Below are 20,534 nucleotides of genomic sequence, written 5' to 3'. Positions count from 1 at the left end.
AACTTTACAGGCTAAACTGCACATCCATCACTTGACCGTCTCGCTCGATCGTGATGTTCGCATCTGTACTGGTTCTCAGCTCGTTAATTGCTGACATAGCCTGTTTCATATCCGTGAGTTGAAACCCGTTAATAGCGATTGCTAAATCATTCGCTTGTAGTCCTACCTGTTTGAATAGTTCAGGATCTTTGCCGGGTGAAAGGCGGTACCCGATTAACTCACCACTGCGTCGCTCGGGTGAAATTTTTATATAGTCAAATAGCTTTCCAGGATCGCTGAGTAGCTCTTGACGACGATTTGCTAATTCATTGCGGGTCGGGGTAGGCGAAGTGGTATTATTTACTATTTGTTTGGTTCTCGTGGGCATTGCCACATTACGGCTAAATTCTAATCCGTCTAACATCAAAGTTTCAAAACGACCGCTTACATCCAAAATCACACGATCTGGAAGCACACGCGCCAACTTTGCTCGAGTCCCCTTAATCGCAGCATTTACTGAGTACGTTTCTTGGCGACCTTGTGACTCAATAATCGCCAGTCCTGCACCATCATCTTGGCTGACGGCAACAATCCCAGTTAATCTCACATTTAATGTCGTTTCGGGCGCATCTGAGACAATCGGTTCCGGTTTAACTTCAGCTACTGAATTGGCTTTTCCAAATAAGTTTTGTGCTACGATCCCTTGACTAGTAACGCTTTTGCCAGATTGGCTATATAACTGTGAAGCTGGCAGTAAGGGTTGTGTTTGTGGCACAGGCCATAACAACCAAAACAGTTGCGAGAAGAGAAACGCAACATAAACAACCGACAGGACAACAATAATGCGACTCAATTTTGCATGGGGCAAACCAAGCCAGAGCTTCTGAAGCTGTTGTATCTGTAATTCCATATAATACTTTCTTATTCTATTTAACGCCCCAGTGTACCGCCTTGATATTTTTTCAACAAGCGCGCAATTGTTAAACTTTTTATTTAATTAGGTACACCGTAAGCTAATTAACTGAATCTAAACTTAACGTTAGAACATAGACACTCATATTCGTTCACTTTTTAGGTAAAATGCGATTAACTCACAAGTTTAGTGCCTGCCGTTCACTTTGTTTGCATAGCGAATTATGCTAAATTTACTAGGTTAAATTTCACTCTTGCAAATAGTTAACGAATTGTGACAAAACTCCAACAGGAAAACAACCAATCTGAACAGAAAGTTCGAATTGATAAATGGTTATGGGCTGCCCGCTTCTATAAAACCAGAGCACTTGCGCGTGATATGGTTCAAGGTGGCAAAGTACACTATAACGGTCAACGATGTAAACCTAGTAAAACGGTTGAAGTCGGTGCGGTTATCAAGTTGGCTCAAGGCTATGAAGAAAAAGAAGTAACCATACTCAAAATTATGGAGAAGCGCCAGGCTGCTCCTATCGCTCAAACGCTTTACGAAGAATCTGAAGCGAGTATTGAGAAGCGAACTCAAAACGCGTTGGCGCGCCAAAATAATAGTTTGTTTGCGCCACGTCCAGCAACTAAGCCGGATAAGAAACAACGCCGTGAATTACTTAAACTGAAATCAAACTAGGATTTTCATTGATGCAGACTGATTTACTCCATCGTTATATTTTTGACAAACTTGACGTGCGCGGAGAGCTTGTACAAATAGAACAAACTTTTACTGACATTATCAGTGGTCATAATTACCCGGAGCCAGTACAACATCTGCTTGGTGAGCTATTAGTTGCAACCAGCTTGCTGACTGCCACACTAAAGTTTGAAGGTGATATTGCCGTCCAATTACAAGGTGATGGACCGGTGAAGTACGCAGTGATCAACGGAAACCACAAGCAACAAATGCGTGGTATCGCCAGGTTGCAATCAGAAATTAAGGGGGGATCTATCCCTGAGATGATTGGTAAAGGCTATATGGTTATTACCATTACCCCTATCAAAGGCGAGCGCTATCAAGGTATTGTACCGCTCTCAAAGGATACCCTTGCAGAATGTCTTGAAGATTACTTTGAACAATCTGAACAGTTAAAAACACGCTTATGGTTTGCAACAAGTGTTACGGACGAAAAAGTAAAAGCTGCGGGCTTGTTCTTACAAGTTTTACCTGTAAATAAAGAAAAGTCGATTGCTGACTTCCAACACCTTGAGGCATTGAGTAATACAATAAAGCAAGAGGAAATGCTGGATCTTGATGCTAACACTGTATTAACGCGCCTGTATCACGAAGATAACCCACAGCTATTTGAGCCGCAAACTATCTCGTTTGTGTGTGGTTGTAGCCGTGAGAAAACGGAAAACGCGCTAGTAAATGTTGGGCAAGCAGCCTTACTTGAAGACTTACAAAAGCAGGGTGAAATCAACATCAGCTGCCATTACTGCTTAAAGAACTATGTTTTTAGCGAACAAGACGTGAAGTCACTATTTAATTAAATTTATAGTAGGACTTTATTGTAGAATGAAACCGCCATTTTTGGCGGTTTTTTTGTGGCCCTATGGTGATACCGGTGTCATAAAACTGGCAAAAGTTATGACACCGGTATCATTGAAATTATTCAAGTTTTTTGACGTTTTTATGTAATTTTAAGGCCTCCAAAGGCTCGAATATCTCAATTTCATCTGTTACTATAAATTTAGCTAAGGGCAAGAGTACCCCAGAGCTATCCCGTTCAACTCTCACATTTTAGGTATAAACATGACTTCAAGCGCTACTCGTTTTGTCGATCTAACCGCAGCTGAACTTGTCGAACACGCTATCCGTCGTGGCGAGGGCACTTTAGCCGCAAATGGAGCTTTTGTTGCAAAAACAGGTCGTCGTACAGGACGTTCACCTAATGACCGTTTCATCGTACAAGAATCAAGCACAGAAAATGATATTCAGTGGGGAAATGTAAATCGCCCATTCGATAGTGCTAAATTTGATGCGCTGTGGACTCGCGTTGAAGCGCACGTTCTTGAAAATAACCACTTCGTCTCTCACTTAGAAGTGGGTGCAGATCCAGAGCACTATTTACCAGTGGTGGTTACTACTGAAACTGCTTGGCATCACATCTTCGCAAAGAACATGTTTATTGAACCTACTTCATATAACAAAGCTGATTTACCTGAATGGCAGGTGATGAATGTACCTTCTTTTGTTTGTGATCCAGAACGTGATGGCACAAACAGTGATGGTACCGTTATCATCAACTTTGCTCAGCGCAAAGTGCTTATCGCGGGTATGCATTATGCCGGTGAAATGAAAAAGTCGATGTTCTCAGTACAGAACTTCCTTCTTCCTGCGAAAGGCGTATTGCCTATGCACTGTAGTGCGAACGTTGGTGAAGCTGGCGACACCACCTTGTTCTTTGGATTATCGGGAACCGGTAAAACAACACTGTCGGCAGATCCTAAGCGTTTCCTTATCGGTGATGACGAGCACGGCTGGGCGCCAGGCAGCGTATTTAATATTGAAGGTGGCTGCTACGCTAAGTGTATTGACCTTTCACAGAAAAATGAGCCTGTGATCTGGAATGCAATTAAGTTTGGTACTATTTTAGAAAATGTTGTACTTGATGAAAACAAAGTACCAAATTTTGCGGATACCAGCCTCACCCAAAATACTCGTGCAGCCTATCCACTAGAGCACGTTGAAAAACGCAAAGTGGAAAACCGTGCTGGTGAACCTCGTGCTGTTGTGTTCCTGACTTGTGATGTGAGCGGTGTACTTCCTCCAGTTTCAATCCTGAGCGAAGAAGCGGCTGCTTACCACTTCCTTAGTGGTTACACGGCGAAAGTAGGCTCAACTGAGATTGGTTCAACCTCTGATATCGAATCAACTTTCTCAACTTGTTTTGGTGCCCCTTTCTTCCCGCGTCCAGCAGGCGTGTACGCTGAGCTACTAATGAAACGCGTGCGTGAGTTTGGCGCTAAAGTTTACCTAGTAAACACAGGTTGGACTGGTGGTCCGTACGGTATTGGTAAACGCTTCGACATTCCGACTACTCGTGCGGTTATTGATGCCATTGTGAACAACACATTAGAAGGTGTTGAAACACAACATATTGAAACATTAAATCTAGATGTGCCAGTTGCTGTTGAAGGCGTAGATAGCAAACTATTAAATCCTGTGAACACTTGGCAAGATCAGGCTAAGTATGCTGAATATGCAGCTAAGCTCGCAGCTGACTTTAAAGAGAACTTTGCTAAATACGATGTTTCTGAGGCAATCAAAGCAGCAGGTCCTCGTGGCTAAACACGATAGATAAAGATTCCTTTATCAAAAGCGCCCCTCGTTGGGCGTTTTTTTATTGTCTCATTTTTGAAAAACCGCGCGCCAGATCATTTTTTTCAACGTCAGCACAAACTGTGTGAACGTAATTGGAATGATAGTGACTAGTGCAATCCCTTTGTCAAAATTTGGGTTAACACGACAATAAAGCGCAATTTCTGCTTTTTGACTTTCTCGAAAGCGCGCAATCTCCGCGTTACTATAGTTAGTTTTGCGCCCCACGGCTTTTAGGCAGCGCAGGCCATTTTCCGCACTAATTAAGCCTTCAGAGTTAATCTCATTGTATAGCTCAGCAATGGCTCTATCGGGAGGCGTTTGGTTGGGGTAAACCTGTGCGATATTTTTCGCCATGGCTCTAAACATGGCAGGGCTTAACATGGTGTCCGCGTATAATACACGGCGTAACGGGTTGCGAAGGTAGTACTTAAACACCTCAGACAATGAAAACGCAAAAGTGCTATTTTGACCTCTATGTTCTGGTAAAAATGCAGCTGACGCCCCCACTAAGCAAAAATGATGGTGACTATCATCAAATGTTAAAAGGCAATAGCCTACAATATTGCAATCAAGAAAAAATAATCTGAGCCTACGCTTTACTTTGGCATCTTGTTCAAAATAATATTCAAAGTAGGCGTCGACATCAATGTCAGCAAAACTCTTGGCAATAATATGCTTTAATTGACAAACTTTTTTATCATCAAGTGCGCTGTCTCGATATGTCAGATCAGCATGTGTAAGCTTGATAGAATGACGCAGCATTAGTTGTCTACACCCTGTGTCGCCATCTGAATGCTGGCAATATTATCTCTTGCGAAGATCACTGTTCGACCTTTTGAATGTTCAAATAAAAAAAGGTACCGCCCCGATTCGAAAATAATCTGCATGTTTTGGAAGTGATATTGTTGAAACTGGCCAACGTGGACTGGGTTAATTAAATCAACATTATATGGTGCCATCACGCCCTGCTTGATACTTTGCGCATTCCATTTACCCACGACACCTGCATATATGTTTGGATAAATGAGAGTCGCTATAACGACCAAAGAATAAAAAGGGTTAAAACAGTAAAACAGACGATTGCTAAGCAACCAGCTTTTCCAGCCTTCAGGCGCGTTAGCATCACTCAGTTTTATGTTTATTTTACTGATAAAGTAAACGCCACCACCGCCTACGATAATAGCCCCTAAAGAGGCTAAGAGAATGCTTGGCTCGGCTAAGAATGCCATTACAAAATCACTTAATTCCATATATTTGATGATCTCTATTGAGAAAGCATCAAATAGACTCCAGAGGTAGGTAAATCCGGATAGATTGAGTGTAAGGTAACCCAAAGTCATGAGTAATGCAGGCTGCTGGTAAATAAACTGCGTGCACTTATTTTTTGTGATTGCAAACCAAGCAAAATATTCCGCGTCGTTATCTACTTTTTTCATGCGAATGCTCCAAACGAGTCATCTTGACGATACTGCCTAAATTCACATCAGGGATCGCAACTGCTTTTTTCGTTTCGGGGTGATAAATAAAAGTATATCGTGAGGTTGATAACAAAATCACAGCCGAAGGAATAGTCATTACAGATTGGCCAAACCAGTCAATCGGGTAACTTAAATAAACGTCAACGTTACCCTGTTGTAAACTTTTCACTTCTTTCACCGCGCTACTTGCAGCGAAATCAGCTGCATAAGCAGATAACACAAGCGTCGATATTGAAGCACTAAGTACCGGAAATTTATAAAGTGGATGATTCACGATATAACTCAATTTACCTAAGCCCAGAAATCGGATCGCAACCAACTTTTTATCTTGTTTAATTAGCGTAAGCAGGCTCAAACTAACTAGTAGCAATGCTGGGACAAATAGAAAATTAGTCATGATCACTGATCCCTATATGCTTCAAAGCTGAAAAACCAAACGCATTGAGCAAACAGGCAAGATAATACAAACCGATACCACTAATGGCTAAATACAGCAAGAATGGGATCAGAGATGGATGAAGCTGGGCAAACTTTTTCGCTGCAACGACACGTCGCAAAACCGGGATCAATCGTGTGCTGGATACTACTATAGCCACAAATTACTTTCCTTACGCTCTACTGGAGGCACCGTTTTGAAAACTGAAGCCAAACAGTATTCGAGCTAACCTGAAGGTATACCATATAAGGTATTAATTATTATTTTCTTCTAGCTTACCACGGTAGGCTGGCAAAGAAACCTCAGCGCTCAACCCCCCGCCATCACGATTGCGTAGTTTCACCTTACCACCATGCGTAGTCACGATCCGCTTGATAATCGCAAGTCCTAGACCACTTCCCTCACTGCCTCTTGCTTGATCCCCCTGCTTAAAGGGCTCAAATACAGACTCAAGTTCAGACTCTGGGATCCCAGGTCCTCTATCCATTACTTTAACAATCACAGCACGATGCTTTGGACTATATTCGGTTGTAACCTCAATATCTTTGTCTGAGTAGCGGATGGCATTTTCAATCATGTTAGTAAACACTCGCTTCAAGGCAACAGCATTCATCATAACAGACGGCAAATATTGCTCAGCTTGTAAACGGATTGGGCGCTGATGCTGCTGCTCAGCATGCACAACTTCCTCTATCACGGTGTTGATGTCATCAGCCGACATCTCAGCGCCATTGTGGTGACGTAGATATTCGATAAACTGATCGATAATCGCATTCATATCTTCGATGTCATCAATGATACCTTCGCGCAGATAGTCTTCTTCGTCCGACATCATTTCTGTGGCTAGGCGAATTCGAGTTAGGGGCGTTCTTAAATCATGAGATACGCCTGCCATAAGAAGTCTTCTATCACTTTCTAACTCTGCGATACCTTTAGACATTTTGTTGAACGCACGAGTTACCTCAATGACTTCTGTAGAACCTTCTTCAACTAGTCGTGTAGAGAAGTCTCCGACACCAACTCGACTGGCTGCAATTTGTAGGGACTTTAATGGCTTATTTAGATGACGAGCAAAGAGCCAACCACCTAAAACACTCAAAAAGCCGATACTGGATAAGTAAAAAACAAGAAATTCCATTTTAGTTTCACTCAGGCCGCTTAGTGGAACTCTCACCCAATAACCGGGGGCTTGAGGTGCTTCTACCCAATAAACCACCGGATCTCCTTGGCTTATCCTCACACGTGCAGAGCCATTTAACTGCTCAGACATACTACGTGAAAGCAAAGTGTACTCTTTTGCCTGACCAAGCCCGTTGGCATATGCTTGGCGCTGTGTCATTACTTCAATCCCCGTTATCTCAAAAAATTTTTGAGATAACTCACTGCCAACCTCAACTCCCTCTTCCCAATCAATGAAGACCGTTTTGACTTGCTTGGCTAACATTAAATTGACTTGTTCAAATGTCGGTTTAAACACATAAAGGGTGACAGTAATATATGACACAACCTGATTTATCAGCAGCAAAGCACCAACAAAGAAAACGGTTTGCCCAAAAGCACTTCTTGGTAACATCGCAGCTACTTCACGCCGTCAGGCACAAACACGTAACCTAGACCCCATACGGTCTGGATATAACGCGGATTTGACGCATCATCTTCAATCATCCGACGCAGTCGAGAGACCTGAACATCTATACTACGCTCTAGCGCACTATAATCTCGGCCTCTGGCAAGATTCATTAACTTATCACGGCTTAAAGGCTCTCTTGGGTGGCTAACTAGCGCCTTCAATACTGCAAATTCACCAGAGGTCAGTGAAATTGTATTTTCTCCATGCTGCATTTCTCGAGTAGCTAGATTAAGTGTAAAATCACCAAAACTAACCTCGTTTTCCTCAGCAGCAGGAGCCCCCGGCACTTCTTTCGCACGACGGCGTAAAATAGCTTTAATACGGGCAAGCAACTCTCTGGGATTGAATGGTTTTGGAATATAATCATCTGCACCAAGCTCAAGACCAATAATCCGATCCACTTCATCACCCTTGGCCGTCAACATCACGATCGGGATTTCGTTTTCTTTTTGCCTCAAACGGCGACATATAGATAAACCATCTTCTCCCGGAAGCATCAAATCTAATACCATCAGATGGAAGTTTTCTCGCTCTAGCAATCTATCCATTTGCTCTGAGTTAGCAGCACTTCGTACAATAAACCCTTGCTCAACTAAATAACGCTCCAATAAACTACGTAAGCGCATATCATCGTCAACGACGAGAACTTTGGTGGTTTCGTTTCCCATTTTCATTTCTTCTATTTATCAATTTACTAACGTTCACCGAGTTGCGGTATTGCGCACGCAACTTCTATTTCTGTTCATTCAACGCTCATCGTAAATCTGGACTATGTATTATTATGCTTAAATATAATTGAATTTAGTGCTTTGTGACACCATACATTGATACTAGATTGTTACCGAACATTACAACGCTTTAACTCAACAGACCTAAGCTACATGAAAACGAATTTAATCACACCCGAGGGATACCGCAAACTACAGCAAGAACATGACCATCTGTGGTTTGAAAAACGTCCAGAAATTACCAAAATAGTTAATTGGGCTGCAAGCTTAGGCGATCGCTCAGAAAATGCTGACTACACGTTCAATAAACGCCTACTGAGACAAATTGACAGACGAGTACGCTTTTTACGCAAGCGCTTACCTGAACTTAAAGTCGTGGAGTATAGCCCTGAACAAAACGGCAAAGTCTATTTTGGTGCATGGGTAGAGGTAGAGAGCGAAGACGGAGAAACGCGCGTATTTCGTGTTGTAGGGCCTGATGAAATATACGAACGTAATGACTATATTTCCATCGATGCGCCTATGGCTCGCGCTTTATTAGGTAAACAAGTAGATGATGAAATCATGGTCAAGACAGCCCACAGTCAGAGACTTTGGTTTATCAACCAAATCGAATATCGTAATAACACGGAACAATGATAACATTGAACTGAATTTTGCTTGCCCAACTTAACGCACTTTTATATCGGGCCTGCACAAACTGATTAAGATGAGTATAAGGATTTTGCATGAGCAATATCGCACAACGTTTAGCAACTGAGCTTAACGCCAAAGAACAGCAAGTTAATGCTGCTATCACTTTGCTAGACGAAGGGTCAACCGTACCATTCATTGCACGATACCGTAAAGAGGCAACAGGTGGCCTAGATGACACCCAACTACGCTTACTTGAGCAAAGGTTAAGCTACCTAAGAGAGCTAGATGAGCGCCGTGAGTTTATCGTCAAAACCATTGACGAACAGGGCAAGCTCACACCTGAACTACATGCAGAAATCCAAGCTGCTGACAGCAAAACCGTATTAGAGGATTTGTACCTTCCTTACAAACCAAAGCGCAGAACGAAAGGGCAAATAGCCATTGAAGCTGGACTTGAGCCACTCGCTGACGCGCTATTTAACGATCCAAACCTTAACCCAGAGCAACAAGCAGCAACCTTTATTGACTCAGATAAAGGAGTCGCAGACAGCAAATCTGCGCTAGATGGTGCTAAATTTATCTTAATGGAGCGCTTTGCAGAAGATGCAAAATTACTTGCTAAGCTTCGCGCCCATCTCAAAGAGCATGCGCAAATAGAAGCGAAGGTAATCACAGGTAAAGAAGAGACTGGCAACAAATATCGCGATTACTTTGAGCACAATGAGCTATTAAATAAAATCCCTTCTCACCGCGCCTTGGCAATGTTAAGAGCACGTAATGAAGGAGTACTGCAGCTTTCAATCAATCCTGAGCCAAGTGTCGAAGACGCTAATCAATTTTGTGCGCAGATCATTGCCGATCATTATACTCTTGCGGTTTCAGGCGCGCCAGCGAGCGAATGGCTGATGAGCGTGGTGCAATGGGCCTGGAAGATCAAAATATCATTACACTTAGAAAATGAATTTTTGGGTGCTATGCGCGAAAAGGCTGAACTCGATGCCATCGAAGTATTTGCTAAAAATCTAAAAGACCTGTTAATGGCAGCGCCGGCCGGTGCAAAAACGACTATGGGTATCGATCCTGGCCTTCGCACTGGATGTAAGGTTGCCATTGTCGATAAAACAGGAAAATTGATTGCCACTAGCACTATTCATCCACATGCGCCTCAAAACCAATGGGAAAAGTCACTCAAGACACTTGAGCAAATGTGTCGCCAATATAAAGTTGAACTCATTGCAATAGGTAATGGTACGGCATCACGAGAAACCGATAAACTTGCAGCAGAGCTGTTAAAGAATGCCGCAGAACTCAAGCTCAATAAAATCATGGTGAGTGAAGCAGGTGCATCGGTTTACTCTGCATCTGAGTTTGCAGCCAATGAATTTCCAGATCTTGACGTGTCACTGCGCGGGGCAGTTTCTATCGCACGGAGACTACAGGATCCGCTTGCAGAGCTGGTAAAAATAGAGCCAAAATCAATCGGTGTTGGCCAATACCAGCATGATGTCTCGCAGAGCCAATTAGGACAAACACTAACAGCCGTTGTGGAAGACTGTGTAAACTCTGTTGGGGTAGACGTGAATACCGCATCAATCCCACTATTAACCAGAGTCTCGGGATTAAACAAAACTTTAGCCAGCAATATCATCAAATATCGCGATGAAAACGGCTCTTTCACTAATCGTAAAGCACTCAAGAAAGTTGAGCGCTTGGGGCCAAAAGCCTTTGAACAGGCCGCTGGCTTTTTGCGCATCGCAAACGGTGACGATCCATTAGATGCGTCAGCGGTACACCCAGAGGCATACCCTGTCATTAAGGCTATTTGTACAAAACAAAATATAGAAGTAGACGCATTGATAGGTAATCATGATATTTTAAATCGCTTGGTTGCTAACGACTACGTAGACGAGAAATTTGGTGTACCTACCGTCACTGATATTATTAAAGAATTAGATAAGCCAGGCCGAGATCCTCGTCCTGAGTTTAAAACAGCACAATTCAAAGCGGGTGTTGAGACCATTAATGACTTAAAAGTCGGGATGACTTTAGAGGGAGTGGTGTCAAACGTTGCTAACTTTGGCGCTTTCGTTGATGTTGGTGTTCACCAAGACGGCTTAGTGCATATCTCTGCACTCACGGATAAATTTATCTCCGATCCACGTGAAGTGGTTAAAGCTGGTGATATTGTAAAAGTTAAGGTGATTGAAGTTGACGTACCTCGTAAGCGAATTAGCTTTACAATGCGCCTCAACGATGAGGTGTCACATCACCCAGCACAAAAACAAAGTACCAAGTCTCACAAAGGCAAATCAACACAAAAGCCGTCAAAACCAAAATCACGAGATGCTGGTAATGCGGCCATGGGCAATGCCTTTGCAGAAGCATTTGCCAAGCTGAAAAAGTAATAATAGGGGTAATGCTCACTTCGATGAGCTAACAAAGAAAAGCGCGGCCTTAGTCGCGCTTTTCGATTTTGGGGGATTAACTCGCTATTACTACATTGATCCGCGGAGGAGAAGACCAATATCTAGGGTTAAATCTGTACAGACAGCGAAGCTGGCTGGTTTGGCATTGCAACATGTTGGTAAAAATCTGAGATCCGAAGCGACCTGGCTTGTATTTCAGGATCAGCTTCTATCGGCATCGCTACAGCATAAGGGTCAGCATCTTGTTTGAGCTTTGCTTGCTCTTCTTCAGATTCCGCTTTCGCCTGTTCCCCACTCAAACGCCTTGTTTGAATGTTTTGCACGCGCTGACTGTCGTTTTGTTCTTCACCACTAATAGCAGCCTTAGCAAGATCTGCTTGCGCCGCCGACAACTTTTGCGTTGCATCTGCAGCAATAGCCCTATCAGCGCCAGACGGCTCGGCAGGAGCCAATGCTGCGGCCCTCACCGTTTGCATTTTCTCGATCGTCGCTTGTGGATCTCCTTCGATCGGCGCGACGTCTATCATAACCTGACCACCAATGGCGTAATTATTACCATCAGGGCCACGCTGATATTCGTAACTTGGAGAGCCAGCATACTGCCCCCCAACCCTAGCATGAGCTTGCTCGTGTAATCGAACCTCTCTATCTCGAGCCTTTAACTCTTGAACAATTTGTTCTTCCTGCTCAGCTTGCTGCTGTTCTTGCTCACTTTTACCTTTTTCCTGGCCTTCCTCTTGCTGCTCCTCTCCTTTACCTTCTACTTTCTTACCTTGCTCGGTTTTTCCATCAGAGCCATAAAGTTTGGTTTCATCAGGCTCCGACGCTCTGCCTTTTTCTGAATCAGAGAGATTACGGTTATCTGCAAATGAAGGGTTAGTAGGGGTTGCCTTGGGGATCGCTTCACGTAGCTGGTTGTCGCGTACGACCGATTCGGTGTACACGTTGGCAGTGTTGAGGTTCATCGCCGGTGGTGGCGTTACTATGTTCATTACACTTTTATATCAATCAACGTACCTAGTGCTTCGTCTGCTGTGCGGATGCTTTGCACATTGGCTTTCGCATTAAATTCTTCCACTTTCAAGGCAACAACAGACTCAGTGAGACTCGGGGTCTCACTAACAGGCGCAGTCACCGCTTCTTCGGTACTCGCCCCTTGTAACTGTCGCCCAAATGCACGGTCTGTGGACGTTTGCTCTTCAGCTGCGGCTCTGTTTATATCGGCACTCGCCTGAGCGATGCCTTGAGCAGCACGGTTGTAACCATCAATCCCGTTATTTAGCACATCACCTATTGGCATAAGCACACCTATTAAATAGACCTTTTCTTACTGACTAATTATTGCGCAAGAAATCAACAAAGGAAAGGAAAAGCGGCAATTTTTTGCCGCTTTATTATTTTAATTATTTAAATAATTGATTTTAGTAATGATATAAACGTATCTTTGTGCGAAATAAATGGTGCATGAGACGCTTTTGGCAGAACATGACTCTCAAATTTAGGGTTCAATTGGTGCATTTGATCTATCGCAGCATGCGGTACAAGTGAATCTAAACGGCCAAAAATACCCGATATTGGTTGTTCAATTTCTACAAACATATCTCGTAGATCCACTGTTTCTAATATCGTAAGTCCGCCAGAAAGCGCTTTATCCTCCGCTTGGGGAAGCTGCCCAAGTAAGGTTCTAAGCTGTTTAATATCATCTCTAGCATGTTCACTTCCCATCGCTTGAATAGCCAAAAAGCGCTCAATGGTTTTACCTGTATTCGTTGTCAGTTGTGTCGCAAAGTTATTTAACACTTTAGGAGCAATGCCCGGCCAATTAAACTTTTCAGCAAAAAGTGGAGTGGAAGCGACCAATATTACTTTACTCACTTTTTCTGGAAAATGTTTCGCCAAGTAAAGTGCAAATAGCCCACCTAACGACCAACCAACAACAACACTCTGACAGGACAACTGCTCGGCGATTAGCTCTGCATTTTTTTCAAGTATATAACCACCTGCGGCACTACTTGAACCTCCAAATCCAGGAAGATTTATTGCTTTGAGTGTATAGGGTACTTCACTTTGTAATGTGGCTTCACATAATTGCCACACAGCCTTATTCATTCCCCAGCCGTGAAGAAATACGACTTCATTTTGCATTTGTTTCTTCTCTCAACCACACTTGAAGCCATGATAGCTAACCTAGGATGGAAAGCAATGCTCCAACTCAACAGGTGTTTTACAAGCGCAATCACACAAATTTGTACCAGTTGCGGACAACGCGCACCGGATCCTGTGTGCAAATATTGTTTACCAACATGCTTAGATTTTGATGATAAGGAGATAAATCTCTTAAGTTATCCTAATATCAAACGCTTGGTAAGCCTTGATCACTGTGATGGATTAAGTGCGGTAAGCTGGTATCGGCCACCCATTTCACACTGGCTTCAAGGGATTAAGTTTCACCACAATAAAGTACACCAGTGTGCGCTAAGTATCTTGGCGCATACACTCTGGCAGCGATTTCAAAAAGCATCCCCCCTCTGCGTAGATGTAGCGTGTTGCTTACCTTTACACCGCTTTCGCTTCATTCAAAGAGGCTACAATCAGGTGGAGCAAATATGGCAGGGGTTACCATTACAACCAACAGTTTTAATAAGAAACAAAAAAACTCAGGCGCAATCCACTCTTAGTAAAGCTCGCCGTAAAGTAAATTTACGTGGTGCGTTTTCAACCGTAACCCCTGTTGAGGGAAAAAACATTCTGTTGCTAGAGGATGTGATCACAACAGGAGCAACAATGGATGCGGCAGCTAAAGCCTGCAAACAGCAAGGGGCCAAGTCGGTGTGGGCGATGAGTATTAGCCTCACACCGTTTGAAGGTTAGCTGGTAATGGGTTTATTATTTTCGCTTTATTTCATGTTTATTGCCTCAGACTATCGCACGCCTTGAGCGAAGAACAGCGCATTGTTTAATAGCCTGCTTGAACCATACCAAAAACCGCGGAAGACAGGGTTATCAGCCATACCAACCACAACTCCACGACCAGCTTTTGATGCAATAAGAGCAGAAGAGCTTGCTATTTGTTCAACATTAGTAGTATCGGCGTAGCCCGACAATAGCGGAGCACTAGTATAGGCTAGCGACTCAATAAAAGGTTTATCTTTGCGATACATAACCCAAGTACTATTCTTAAACACTGGCAACTCTTTATTCTCAAAACCAAAAGAGAGTGGGTGGCTAAGGTCAAGTCGAGTATCAAAAATAGCACCGGCAATACGCTGTCTCGCGGACAATCGGTCTTTGTCTGCAAAAGTCAGATTTTTAGTATCAAATTGTCTGCGCATTTCTTTGCTAGAAGTCATCTCTGCATCAAGGAGCTGCTGTTCTATAAGCCATTGTGCACCACGCTTGTGGCCCCAAACCACTCCTCCTTTTGCTACCCAACTATGTATTTTGGCTTTTACTTTATCACTTAAATCATTGTACTTGCCATCCGCTAACAAAATATGGCTATAGCGTGTAAGTTCAAGCTTATCTATCATCTGCTTTTCTACGATAGAAGGAGCCAGCATCAGGTGCCTATCTAGGTGATACCAAAGCTCACCTACTTCATATTGACTAATACCTGCACCTGCAAAAATAAGTACTTCTGGCTTTTGCAGTTGCAGCATTTGTCTTGAACCTAAATCTATACCGCTTTCAGTCAACCCTGTGGTGACACTATATACCGGCAGTCCTAATTCACTTGTGATCGTTTTTAATTGCTCATACCAATCATCATGTTGTTGAATTCCGCGAGCAATCACCAAAGTACCAGGCTGAAAGTGTTGTTTACCAGAAGTGGTCGATGCCGAAAATGGTGACATAGCAGCTGCTACTTTTACCCCACCTTGCAACAAACGATTAGCTAGCTGTGGAGCCAAATAATGATGCCAACTAATCGCATACGCATAGCTATCTTCTACTGGTGTAAGCTTTTGTTTTTCAGTATTCGTGTTATCACTTAACTTCAGCCCCCACTCACTTTTCAATGCAACAAAATCAAGATCGTAAGCATAAGGCATTGTCCAGCCAGAGACATCATAAAATGTGTTGTCATTGAAATGCGTTTGCGTGCTAAACAATGCTTTGATCAATCGATATTGCGGCTGCTCCAGTGGAATATATAAATCACCTTGTTGGTATACTTGGTCGTCAATTTCTTTTTCTTTTGATAAATACTTTATCTCAATCTGGTGCTGCTTTAATAAGTGAATGAATGCTTCAAAGCGATAGCTATCTTGACCACGCGCAACCACATACCCTTTAGTATCATCTTTACTCGCAAGCACCTTTGCTTGTTGGTAAAATTGTTGCTGATATTCCAGTAAAGTACGTCTATGTGTTATGCCTGCTTGAAAAGTCGATAAACTAGTAGTCACTTGGTTTTTAATCGTTTCAGCAAAGCTGAGCACACCATATAGGGTTTCTTGAGCGTGTCCTCGACTGCTCGCCTGTTCAAATAAAATTCCCACTGCGCCATTCACATCTGGATAAGTTGATCCTTTACCATAGTAAAAGTCATCAAAACTTTCTTGAGTGAAATATAGCTTACCTTGTGCATCTAAAGCTTTGGCATGAAATTTACCAATCAAGTTCGTTAACTGGGTATTCTCCGCAGGTGTAATAGGATGCGTTCTAGATGGGATCCCAGGTTGAAAAAAATAGGTGCTGTTGGGGCCCATTTCATGAAAGTCCGTTAATATATTGGGCTTCCAATTATGAAAAGCGTTGATCCTCGCACGTGATTCCGGATGCTGTAACAGCAGCCAATCACGGTTTAAGTCAAACCAATAATGATTAGTGCGACTTGAAGGCCAAGCCTCCGAATGTTCACGATGTGCAGGATCGGTCGATGGAGAGTTACTTTTATTACTGTTAACCCACGTTGCAAAACGGGCAAGCCCATCAGGGTTCAAAGCAGGGTCTAGCAGTATAATAGCATTATCCAATAGTTGAGATACCCACTTCCCCTGCGCCGCGGCCAAATAATAAGCAAGTAAAACAGCCGCATTGCTGCCAGACGACTCATTGCCATGCACACTGTATCCCATCCACATCACCACAGGTTTATCACTGCGGTTTGAGTCATCACCGATTGAGGCCAAGTGATTTTGTTGAATGCGGGCTAGGTTCTGCTGGTTTTTCGGCGAACTTACCTTTAATAATAATAGTGGTCGCTTTTGATGGCTGTAGCCTATCGTTTCAATGCTGAGCCTTGGACTCTCTTTAGCGAGTGTCTGAAGGTAGTGGACAATTTGATCATGGCGTAAATGCCACTGGCCCACCTCATAACCAAATGCCTGTTTTGGGGTAGTAATACTTGAGTCAAACTCCACTTCGTTACCAAAATAATATGCAACCGGTTTTGCCTGCAAGCTGAAGCTCAGCAACAAGATAAAACAGCTTATTAAGCGCATGATGGTTTCCTTTAGTTCTGTGTACTTTTCAAGCTAACAAGCACTCTGTCGATTGCCAAATTTTTACGCTGAACACTAGCGACAATACGATGAGGAGAGTATGATACGTATTAACCGAGTAATTTAGTCAAGTATAGAGCGAATTATGATCCGTATTTCAGATTCTGCACAAAGCCATTTCGCAAAGCTATTAGCTGATCAAGCTGAAGGCACCAACATTCGAGTTTTCGTGGTTAATCCAGGCACGTCTCAGGCTGAGTGTGGCGTGTCATATTGCCCAGCAGACGCTGTTGAAGCCAGCGATATCCGTCTACCATTCAATGGATTTGAAGCTATTGTTGATGAAGAAAGTGCACCATTTCTAGACGAAGCCGACATCGACTTCGTTACCGATAAAATGGGTAGCCAGCTAACTCTCAAAGCACCAAATGCAAAAGCAAAACGACTACGCGAAGACGCAAGCCTTGCTGAACGTGTGGAGCATATGTTGGTCACTGAGGTGAATCCACAATTAGCAAACCATGGTGGCCAAGTTAGTCTAGTCGAAATTACTGAAGATGGTATTGCTGTACTTCAGTTTGGCGGCGGCTGTAATGGTTGCTCAATGATTGATGTCACGTTAAAAGAAGGCATCGAAAAAGAGATGGTTGCAAAGTTTGACGAAATTAATGGTGTGCGTGACATCACGGAGCATGCGCGCGGCGAGCACTCTTACTATTAATGAGCAAAGCTCTCATTTATCGCTTAGGGTCTAACCCTAAGCGAAGTCTCAAGTTTTTTCTCTTTGGTTTATGCGATGTTATTCTTGCCGCAATTCTGATTGCGCTTGGATACTATCAAGACCACCGTTTTCAGATAGCTGGCTTATTCATATTGCCAATTGGTCTGTGTAGTGCCTTTTATGGTTACATCGGTATTTTCGCCAATCGGTTTTCACAGGTCATAGAAGCACGAGAAAAACGCCGTCAAGCACTGAGAAACCAAGACCCCTTTGCCTAGGCTAATAATGCTCCCTGACGAGACAACTGGTAATATTTATATGCCAATGTCAGCCCTCGCAACCCCATAAAACAACTCATTGCCAGCCATAGCGCATGGTTTCCAAGTGAATGTGTAAGCCAAAAAGGTAAAAAGAAGCCAAAAAGTGCTGAGATCAACATGCTGTTTCGCATTTCCTTTGCCCGAGTCAGCCCTACAAATATTCCATCAAATAAAAAGCAACTCATTGCCACTAAAGGTAAAGCCACCAGCCAAGGTAAGTAAATACTCGCAGCCGCTATAACCTCTGGTATAGTAGTAAGAGAGCCAATAATCCAGTCACCAAAAAAATAGAAGACCATACTGTAAAGTAATGCGAATAACGCTCCCCAAAACAGGCTTATTTTAACCCATAACTGCAATTGAACAGGATCCGCTCGGCCTTTAGCCGTACCCACTTTAGCCTCTGAGGCATAGGCAATTCCATCCATTGCAAAACTAACTAACATCAGAAAATTGAGCAATACAGCATTTGCCGCAAGTGTAACTTCTCCCAATCGAGCACCATAAAAGGTCATAAAGCTAAAGCACAACTGTAAGATCAATGAACGAACAAAAATATCCCTATTCAATGTCAGCAAACTCAGCCAGTGTGCCCGTTCTACAAAGCTGAACTTTAGCTCAAGCCCATGTTTATTAGCAACATTGATGGTCAGTAATATTGATAACCCCAGTGCTGCGTAGTCCGCAATCAAAGATGCCCACGCAGCCCCCGCGACCCCCCACTCAAAACCGATAACAAATAACACATCCAGAACAATATTCACGACATTAGTGAAAAGCACCAGATAAAATGGCCCGCGTCCATAGTGCATGCCTAGCATAAAACCAAGTAGCACTAGGTTTAACATGGCAGCAGGCGCACTAAATACACGAATTTGAAAGTACAGCTTTGCTTGTGTAAATACCTCATTAGACGCATTTGACAGTGATGCGATTACTTGCAGTAAAAATGGTGATAATAAAATTAGACTCAACGCAAAACAGATTGCTATTAGCACACTAGTGTAAAGTGAACCCACGAGCTTTTCGTTATCCTGCTCGCCGCTTGACTGCGCAATTACGCCCGTTGTGCTCATTCTCAAAAAGCTAGCCAACCAAAATAGTACTGAGATAGAGCTAGACCCAAGCGCAATCCCTGCCAAAAAATGAGCACTATCTAGATGACCAATTACCGCTGTATCGACTAATCCTAACAGTGGCACCGTAATATTTGATAATATCATCGGACCTGCAAGCAGTAAGAGGCTCAGATGTTGCGCTTTATAACACTTAATAAATTGATACAACATATTATTCTTGGTTTAGCCCTGTTCTCGGCACATAGTTGGGGTGCTGTCATCTTACAGTATCATCACGTCAGTGAAAAACTTCCTGCGGTAACCAGTGTCAGTGAAGAAACTTTCAAGTCACACTTGAGTTATATTAAAAACAATGGCTATAACGTGATGCCACTGCCGAAGCTATTGAATGCACTGCAATCCGAACAGACACTACCGGCAAAAACCATAGCCATCACTTTTGATGATGGCTATGAAAACAATATCACTGCCGCAGCCCCACTTTTAGAGCAGTTTGGTTTTCCGTACACTATTTTTGTCAATCCTCAACTTATCGATGAACAAAAAAGTTATGTAATGACTTGGTATGAACTGCGTAAATTGGCCAAACGAGGGGCAACGATAGCGAATCATAGTGCCAAGCATGATTACCTTCATCAAAAGCTTGATGATGAATCCATTGCCGAATGGCGAGCACGAGTCAAGCAAGATATCACTTGGTCACAACAGCGTATTAAAGAAGAAATCGGTCATGATTACCCCTACTTAGCTTACCCTTACGGCGAATTTAATCTTAAATTGCAAGAACTTGTAAGCGAGTTAGGGCTAATTGGTATTGGTCAACATTCTGGTGCGGTGGGGCTCACATCTGATTTTACGCGCCTCCCTCGGTTCCCTGCCTCAGGCATATACAGCAACCTTGAGACCCTCAAAACGAAATTAGACACCAAAGCGTTTCAATTACAAAATATGCACTACGCAGATAGTGTTACTAGTAATACAAAACCACAAATCACTCTACATTTCAAAACTAAGGACTTTCACAATACTCAGTTTGCCTGTTACGTTTCAGGTGTTGGTCAAGCCACGCTTGTTTGGGAGTCAAAAGATAGTGTTCGGATCCAAACTCCTGCTGAATTACCTAAGGGGAGATCAAGATACAACTGTACAGCACCGTCTATTCAAGAGCCGGGGCGTTACCATTGGTTTTCTCAACCTTGGGTTATTGTAGAGCAGCAGTAGTTAGCCTGAGTATTTGATAATAATACCAATTTTCTTAATTAACCCCAGCTCGGGATAAGAATTTAAAAACTAGGGAACTATATGCCTGTTCCAAGATCAGATCTTTCGACCAAAAAAGAAAGTGACCCAGTAAGGAACAGGCATG

The 20,534-nt window shown here is 43.0% G+C and carries 21 protein-coding genes; 9 read left to right on the top strand and 12 right to left on the bottom strand.

Annotated elements, in window-relative coordinates:
- Positions 1-4 precede the first annotated feature (4 nt).
- Positions 5-889, bottom strand: a complete 885-nt coding sequence (gene gspC, locus F9Y84_RS19485; protein ID WP_128731152.1) for a type II secretion system protein GspC — start codon at positions 887-889, stop codon at positions 5-7.
- A gap of 276 nt (positions 890-1,165) precedes the next feature.
- On the opposite strand from gspC, the gene hslR reads away from it, so the two are divergent.
- The 3 genes from hslR (at position 1,166) to F9Y84_RS19470 (ending at position 4,234) form a co-directional block, all read left to right on the top strand.
- Positions 1,166-1,576 (top strand): ribosome-associated heat shock protein Hsp15, encoded by a 411-nt coding sequence (hslR, locus tag F9Y84_RS19480; protein ID WP_125253718.1) that lies wholly within the window; start codon positions 1,166-1,168, stop codon positions 1,574-1,576.
- Positions 1,577-1,587: 11 nt separating this feature from the next.
- On the top strand, positions 1,588-2,433 hold the full coding sequence (gene hslO, locus F9Y84_RS19475) for an Hsp33 family molecular chaperone HslO (protein ID WP_125253719.1): 846 nt from the start codon (positions 1,588-1,590) through the stop codon (positions 2,431-2,433).
- Between the two features lie 262 nt (positions 2,434-2,695).
- Positions 2,696-4,234: a phosphoenolpyruvate carboxykinase gene (locus F9Y84_RS19470; RefSeq protein WP_147390075.1), complete on the top strand. Its 1,539-nt coding sequence runs from the start codon at positions 2,696-2,698 to the stop codon at positions 4,232-4,234.
- 60 nt (positions 4,235-4,294) lie between these two features.
- Here the strand turns inward: F9Y84_RS19470 and F9Y84_RS19465 are convergent, their stop codons facing one another.
- The 6 genes from F9Y84_RS19465 to ompR form a co-directional block, all read right to left on the bottom strand.
- Positions 4,295-5,029 (bottom strand): hypothetical protein, encoded by a 735-nt coding sequence (locus F9Y84_RS19465; RefSeq protein ID WP_192503277.1) that lies wholly within the window; start codon positions 5,027-5,029, stop codon positions 4,295-4,297.
- Entirely contained in the window at positions 5,029-5,703 is a 675-nt protein-coding gene (locus F9Y84_RS19460) for a hypothetical protein (RefSeq protein ID WP_147390076.1), read from the bottom strand. Before F9Y84_RS19460 ends, F9Y84_RS19465 begins: the two co-directional genes overlap by 1 nt.
- Complete coding sequence (locus F9Y84_RS19455; protein ID WP_147390077.1) at positions 5,687-6,142, bottom strand: hypothetical protein; 456 nt, start codon at positions 6,140-6,142, stop codon at positions 5,687-5,689. Before F9Y84_RS19455 ends, F9Y84_RS19460 begins: the two co-directional genes overlap by 17 nt.
- Complete coding sequence (locus tag F9Y84_RS19450) at positions 6,135-6,341, bottom strand: hypothetical protein (RefSeq protein WP_147390078.1); 207 nt, start codon at positions 6,339-6,341, stop codon at positions 6,135-6,137. The genes F9Y84_RS19455 and F9Y84_RS19450 overlap by 8 nt, the downstream gene beginning before the upstream one ends.
- 93 nt (positions 6,342-6,434) lie before the next feature.
- A complete protein-coding gene (envZ, locus tag F9Y84_RS19445; RefSeq protein ID WP_147390079.1) occupies positions 6,435-7,754 on the bottom strand; it encodes a two-component system sensor histidine kinase EnvZ in 1,320 nt (439 codons plus the stop codon).
- A gap of 5 nt (positions 7,755-7,759) precedes the next feature.
- Positions 7,760-8,479 carry an osmolarity response regulator transcription factor OmpR gene (ompR, locus tag F9Y84_RS19440; protein WP_125253724.1) on the bottom strand — a complete coding sequence of 240 codons (720 nt, stop codon included), beginning with the start codon at positions 8,477-8,479 and terminating at the stop codon, positions 7,760-7,762.
- Positions 8,480-8,692: 213 nt separating this feature from the next.
- Here ompR and greB point away from each other — a divergent pair, with 213 nt between their 5' ends.
- Positions 8,693-9,178: a transcription elongation factor GreB gene (gene greB / locus F9Y84_RS19435; protein ID WP_125253725.1), complete on the top strand. Its 486-nt coding sequence runs from the start codon at positions 8,693-8,695 to the stop codon at positions 9,176-9,178.
- Between the two features lie 89 nt (positions 9,179-9,267).
- Complete coding sequence (locus F9Y84_RS19430) at positions 9,268-11,580, top strand: Tex family protein (RefSeq protein ID WP_147390080.1); 2,313 nt, start codon at positions 9,268-9,270, stop codon at positions 11,578-11,580.
- 128 nt (positions 11,581-11,708) lie between these two features.
- On the opposite strand, the gene F9Y84_RS19425 is transcribed toward F9Y84_RS19430, so the two are convergent.
- The 3 genes from F9Y84_RS19425 to bioH all read right to left on the bottom strand — a co-directional run bounded on the left by F9Y84_RS19425 (position 11,709) and on the right by bioH (position 13,746).
- Complete coding sequence (locus F9Y84_RS19425; protein ID WP_128731665.1) at positions 11,709-12,593, bottom strand: putative metalloprotease CJM1_0395 family protein; 885 nt, start codon at positions 12,591-12,593, stop codon at positions 11,709-11,711.
- Entirely contained in the window at positions 12,593-12,901 is a 309-nt protein-coding gene (locus F9Y84_RS19420) for a hypothetical protein (protein ID WP_125253728.1), read from the bottom strand. The genes F9Y84_RS19425 and F9Y84_RS19420 overlap by 1 nt, the downstream gene beginning before the upstream one ends.
- A 107-nt stretch (positions 12,902-13,008) precedes the next feature.
- Positions 13,009-13,746 (bottom strand): pimeloyl-ACP methyl ester esterase BioH, encoded by a 738-nt coding sequence (gene bioH, locus F9Y84_RS19415; protein WP_147390081.1) that lies wholly within the window; start codon positions 13,744-13,746, stop codon positions 13,009-13,011.
- A 57-nt stretch (positions 13,747-13,803) separates the two neighbouring features.
- Here bioH and F9Y84_RS19410 point away from each other — a divergent pair, with 57 nt between their 5' ends.
- A complete protein-coding gene (locus tag F9Y84_RS19410) occupies positions 13,804-14,472 on the top strand; it encodes a ComF family protein (RefSeq protein ID WP_147390082.1) in 669 nt (222 codons plus the stop codon).
- Between the two features lie 50 nt (positions 14,473-14,522).
- Here the strand turns inward: F9Y84_RS19410 and F9Y84_RS19405 are convergent, their stop codons facing one another.
- Positions 14,523-17,048, bottom strand: a complete 2,526-nt coding sequence (locus F9Y84_RS19405) for a M14 metallopeptidase family protein (protein ID WP_147390083.1) — start codon at positions 17,046-17,048, stop codon at positions 14,523-14,525.
- Positions 17,049-17,193: 145 nt separating this feature from the next.
- On the opposite strand from F9Y84_RS19405, the gene nfuA reads away from it, so the two are divergent.
- Together nfuA and F9Y84_RS19395 are read left to right on the top strand one after the other, a co-directional pair.
- On the top strand, positions 17,194-17,769 hold the full coding sequence (gene nfuA, locus F9Y84_RS19400) for a Fe-S biogenesis protein NfuA (protein ID WP_125253732.1): 576 nt from the start codon (positions 17,194-17,196) through the stop codon (positions 17,767-17,769).
- Positions 17,769-18,047 carry a hypothetical protein gene (locus F9Y84_RS19395; RefSeq protein ID WP_125253733.1) on the top strand — a complete coding sequence of 93 codons (279 nt, stop codon included), beginning with the start codon at positions 17,769-17,771 and terminating at the stop codon, positions 18,045-18,047. The genes nfuA and F9Y84_RS19395 overlap by 1 nt, the downstream gene beginning before the upstream one ends.
- Here the strand turns inward: F9Y84_RS19395 and F9Y84_RS19390 are convergent.
- Complete coding sequence (locus F9Y84_RS19390; protein WP_147390084.1) at positions 18,044-19,312, bottom strand: MATE family efflux transporter; 1,269 nt, start codon at positions 19,310-19,312, stop codon at positions 18,044-18,046. The genes F9Y84_RS19395 and F9Y84_RS19390 overlap by 4 nt on opposite strands.
- Positions 19,313-19,339: 27 nt before the next feature.
- Here F9Y84_RS19390 and F9Y84_RS19385 point away from each other — a divergent pair, with 27 nt between their 5' ends.
- Positions 19,340-20,389, top strand: coding sequence for a polysaccharide deacetylase family protein (locus tag F9Y84_RS19385; RefSeq protein WP_147390085.1), 1,050 nt, complete (start codon positions 19,340-19,342; stop codon positions 20,387-20,389).
- Positions 20,390-20,534: the final 145 nt, after the last annotated feature.

This window comes from Pseudoalteromonas peptidolytica (genome assembly GCF_012641745.1).
Taxonomy (GTDB): Bacteria; Pseudomonadota; Gammaproteobacteria; order Enterobacterales; family Alteromonadaceae; genus Pseudoalteromonas; species Pseudoalteromonas peptidolytica.
This window is presented reverse-complemented; position numbering and strand designations above follow the sequence as displayed.

Excerpts from the sequence above, each read along its gene's own strand:
- gspC (WP_128731152.1), bottom strand. The coding sequence starts at position 889 with ATGGAATTACAGATACAACAGCTTCAGAAGCTCTGGCTTGGTTTGCCC.
- hslO (WP_125253719.1), top strand. The coding sequence starts at position 1,588 with ATGCAGACTGATTTACTCCATCGTTATATTTTTGACAAACTTGACGTG.
- F9Y84_RS19470 (WP_147390075.1), top strand. The coding sequence starts at position 2,696 with ATGACTTCAAGCGCTACTCGTTTTGTCGATCTAACCGCAGCTGAACTT.
- F9Y84_RS19465 (WP_192503277.1), bottom strand. The coding sequence starts at position 5,029 with ATGCTGCGTCATTCTATCAAGCTTACACATGCTGATCTGACATATCGA.
- F9Y84_RS19460 (WP_147390076.1), bottom strand. The coding sequence starts at position 5,703 with ATGAAAAAAGTAGATAACGACGCGGAATATTTTGCTTGGTTTGCAATC.
- F9Y84_RS19455 (WP_147390077.1), bottom strand. The coding sequence starts at position 6,142 with ATGACTAATTTTCTATTTGTCCCAGCATTGCTACTAGTTAGTTTGAGC.
- envZ (WP_147390079.1), bottom strand. The coding sequence starts at position 7,754 with ATGTTACCAAGAAGTGCTTTTGGGCAAACCGTTTTCTTTGTTGGTGCT.
- ompR (WP_125253724.1), bottom strand. The coding sequence starts at position 8,479 with ATGGGAAACGAAACCACCAAAGTTCTCGTCGTTGACGATGATATGCGC.
- greB (WP_125253725.1), top strand. The coding sequence starts at position 8,693 with ATGAAAACGAATTTAATCACACCCGAGGGATACCGCAAACTACAGCAA.
- F9Y84_RS19430 (WP_147390080.1), top strand. The coding sequence starts at position 9,268 with ATGAGCAATATCGCACAACGTTTAGCAACTGAGCTTAACGCCAAAGAA.
- F9Y84_RS19425 (WP_128731665.1), bottom strand. The coding sequence starts at position 12,593 with ATGAACATAGTAACGCCACCACCGGCGATGAACCTCAACACTGCCAAC.
- F9Y84_RS19420 (WP_125253728.1), bottom strand. The coding sequence starts at position 12,901 with ATGCCAATAGGTGATGTGCTAAATAACGGGATTGATGGTTACAACCGT.
- bioH (WP_147390081.1), bottom strand. The coding sequence starts at position 13,746 with ATGCAAAATGAAGTCGTATTTCTTCACGGCTGGGGAATGAATAAGGCT.
- F9Y84_RS19410 (WP_147390082.1), top strand. The coding sequence starts at position 13,804 with ATGCTCCAACTCAACAGGTGTTTTACAAGCGCAATCACACAAATTTGT.
- F9Y84_RS19405 (WP_147390083.1), bottom strand. The coding sequence starts at position 17,048 with ATGCGCTTAATAAGCTGTTTTATCTTGTTGCTGAGCTTCAGCTTGCAG.
- nfuA (WP_125253732.1), top strand. The coding sequence starts at position 17,194 with ATGATCCGTATTTCAGATTCTGCACAAAGCCATTTCGCAAAGCTATTA.
- F9Y84_RS19395 (WP_125253733.1), top strand. The coding sequence starts at position 17,769 with ATGAGCAAAGCTCTCATTTATCGCTTAGGGTCTAACCCTAAGCGAAGT.
- F9Y84_RS19390 (WP_147390084.1), bottom strand. The coding sequence starts at position 19,312 with ATGATATTATCAAATATTACGGTGCCACTGTTAGGATTAGTCGATACA.
- F9Y84_RS19385 (WP_147390085.1), top strand. The coding sequence starts at position 19,340 with ATGTTGCGCTTTATAACACTTAATAAATTGATACAACATATTATTCTT.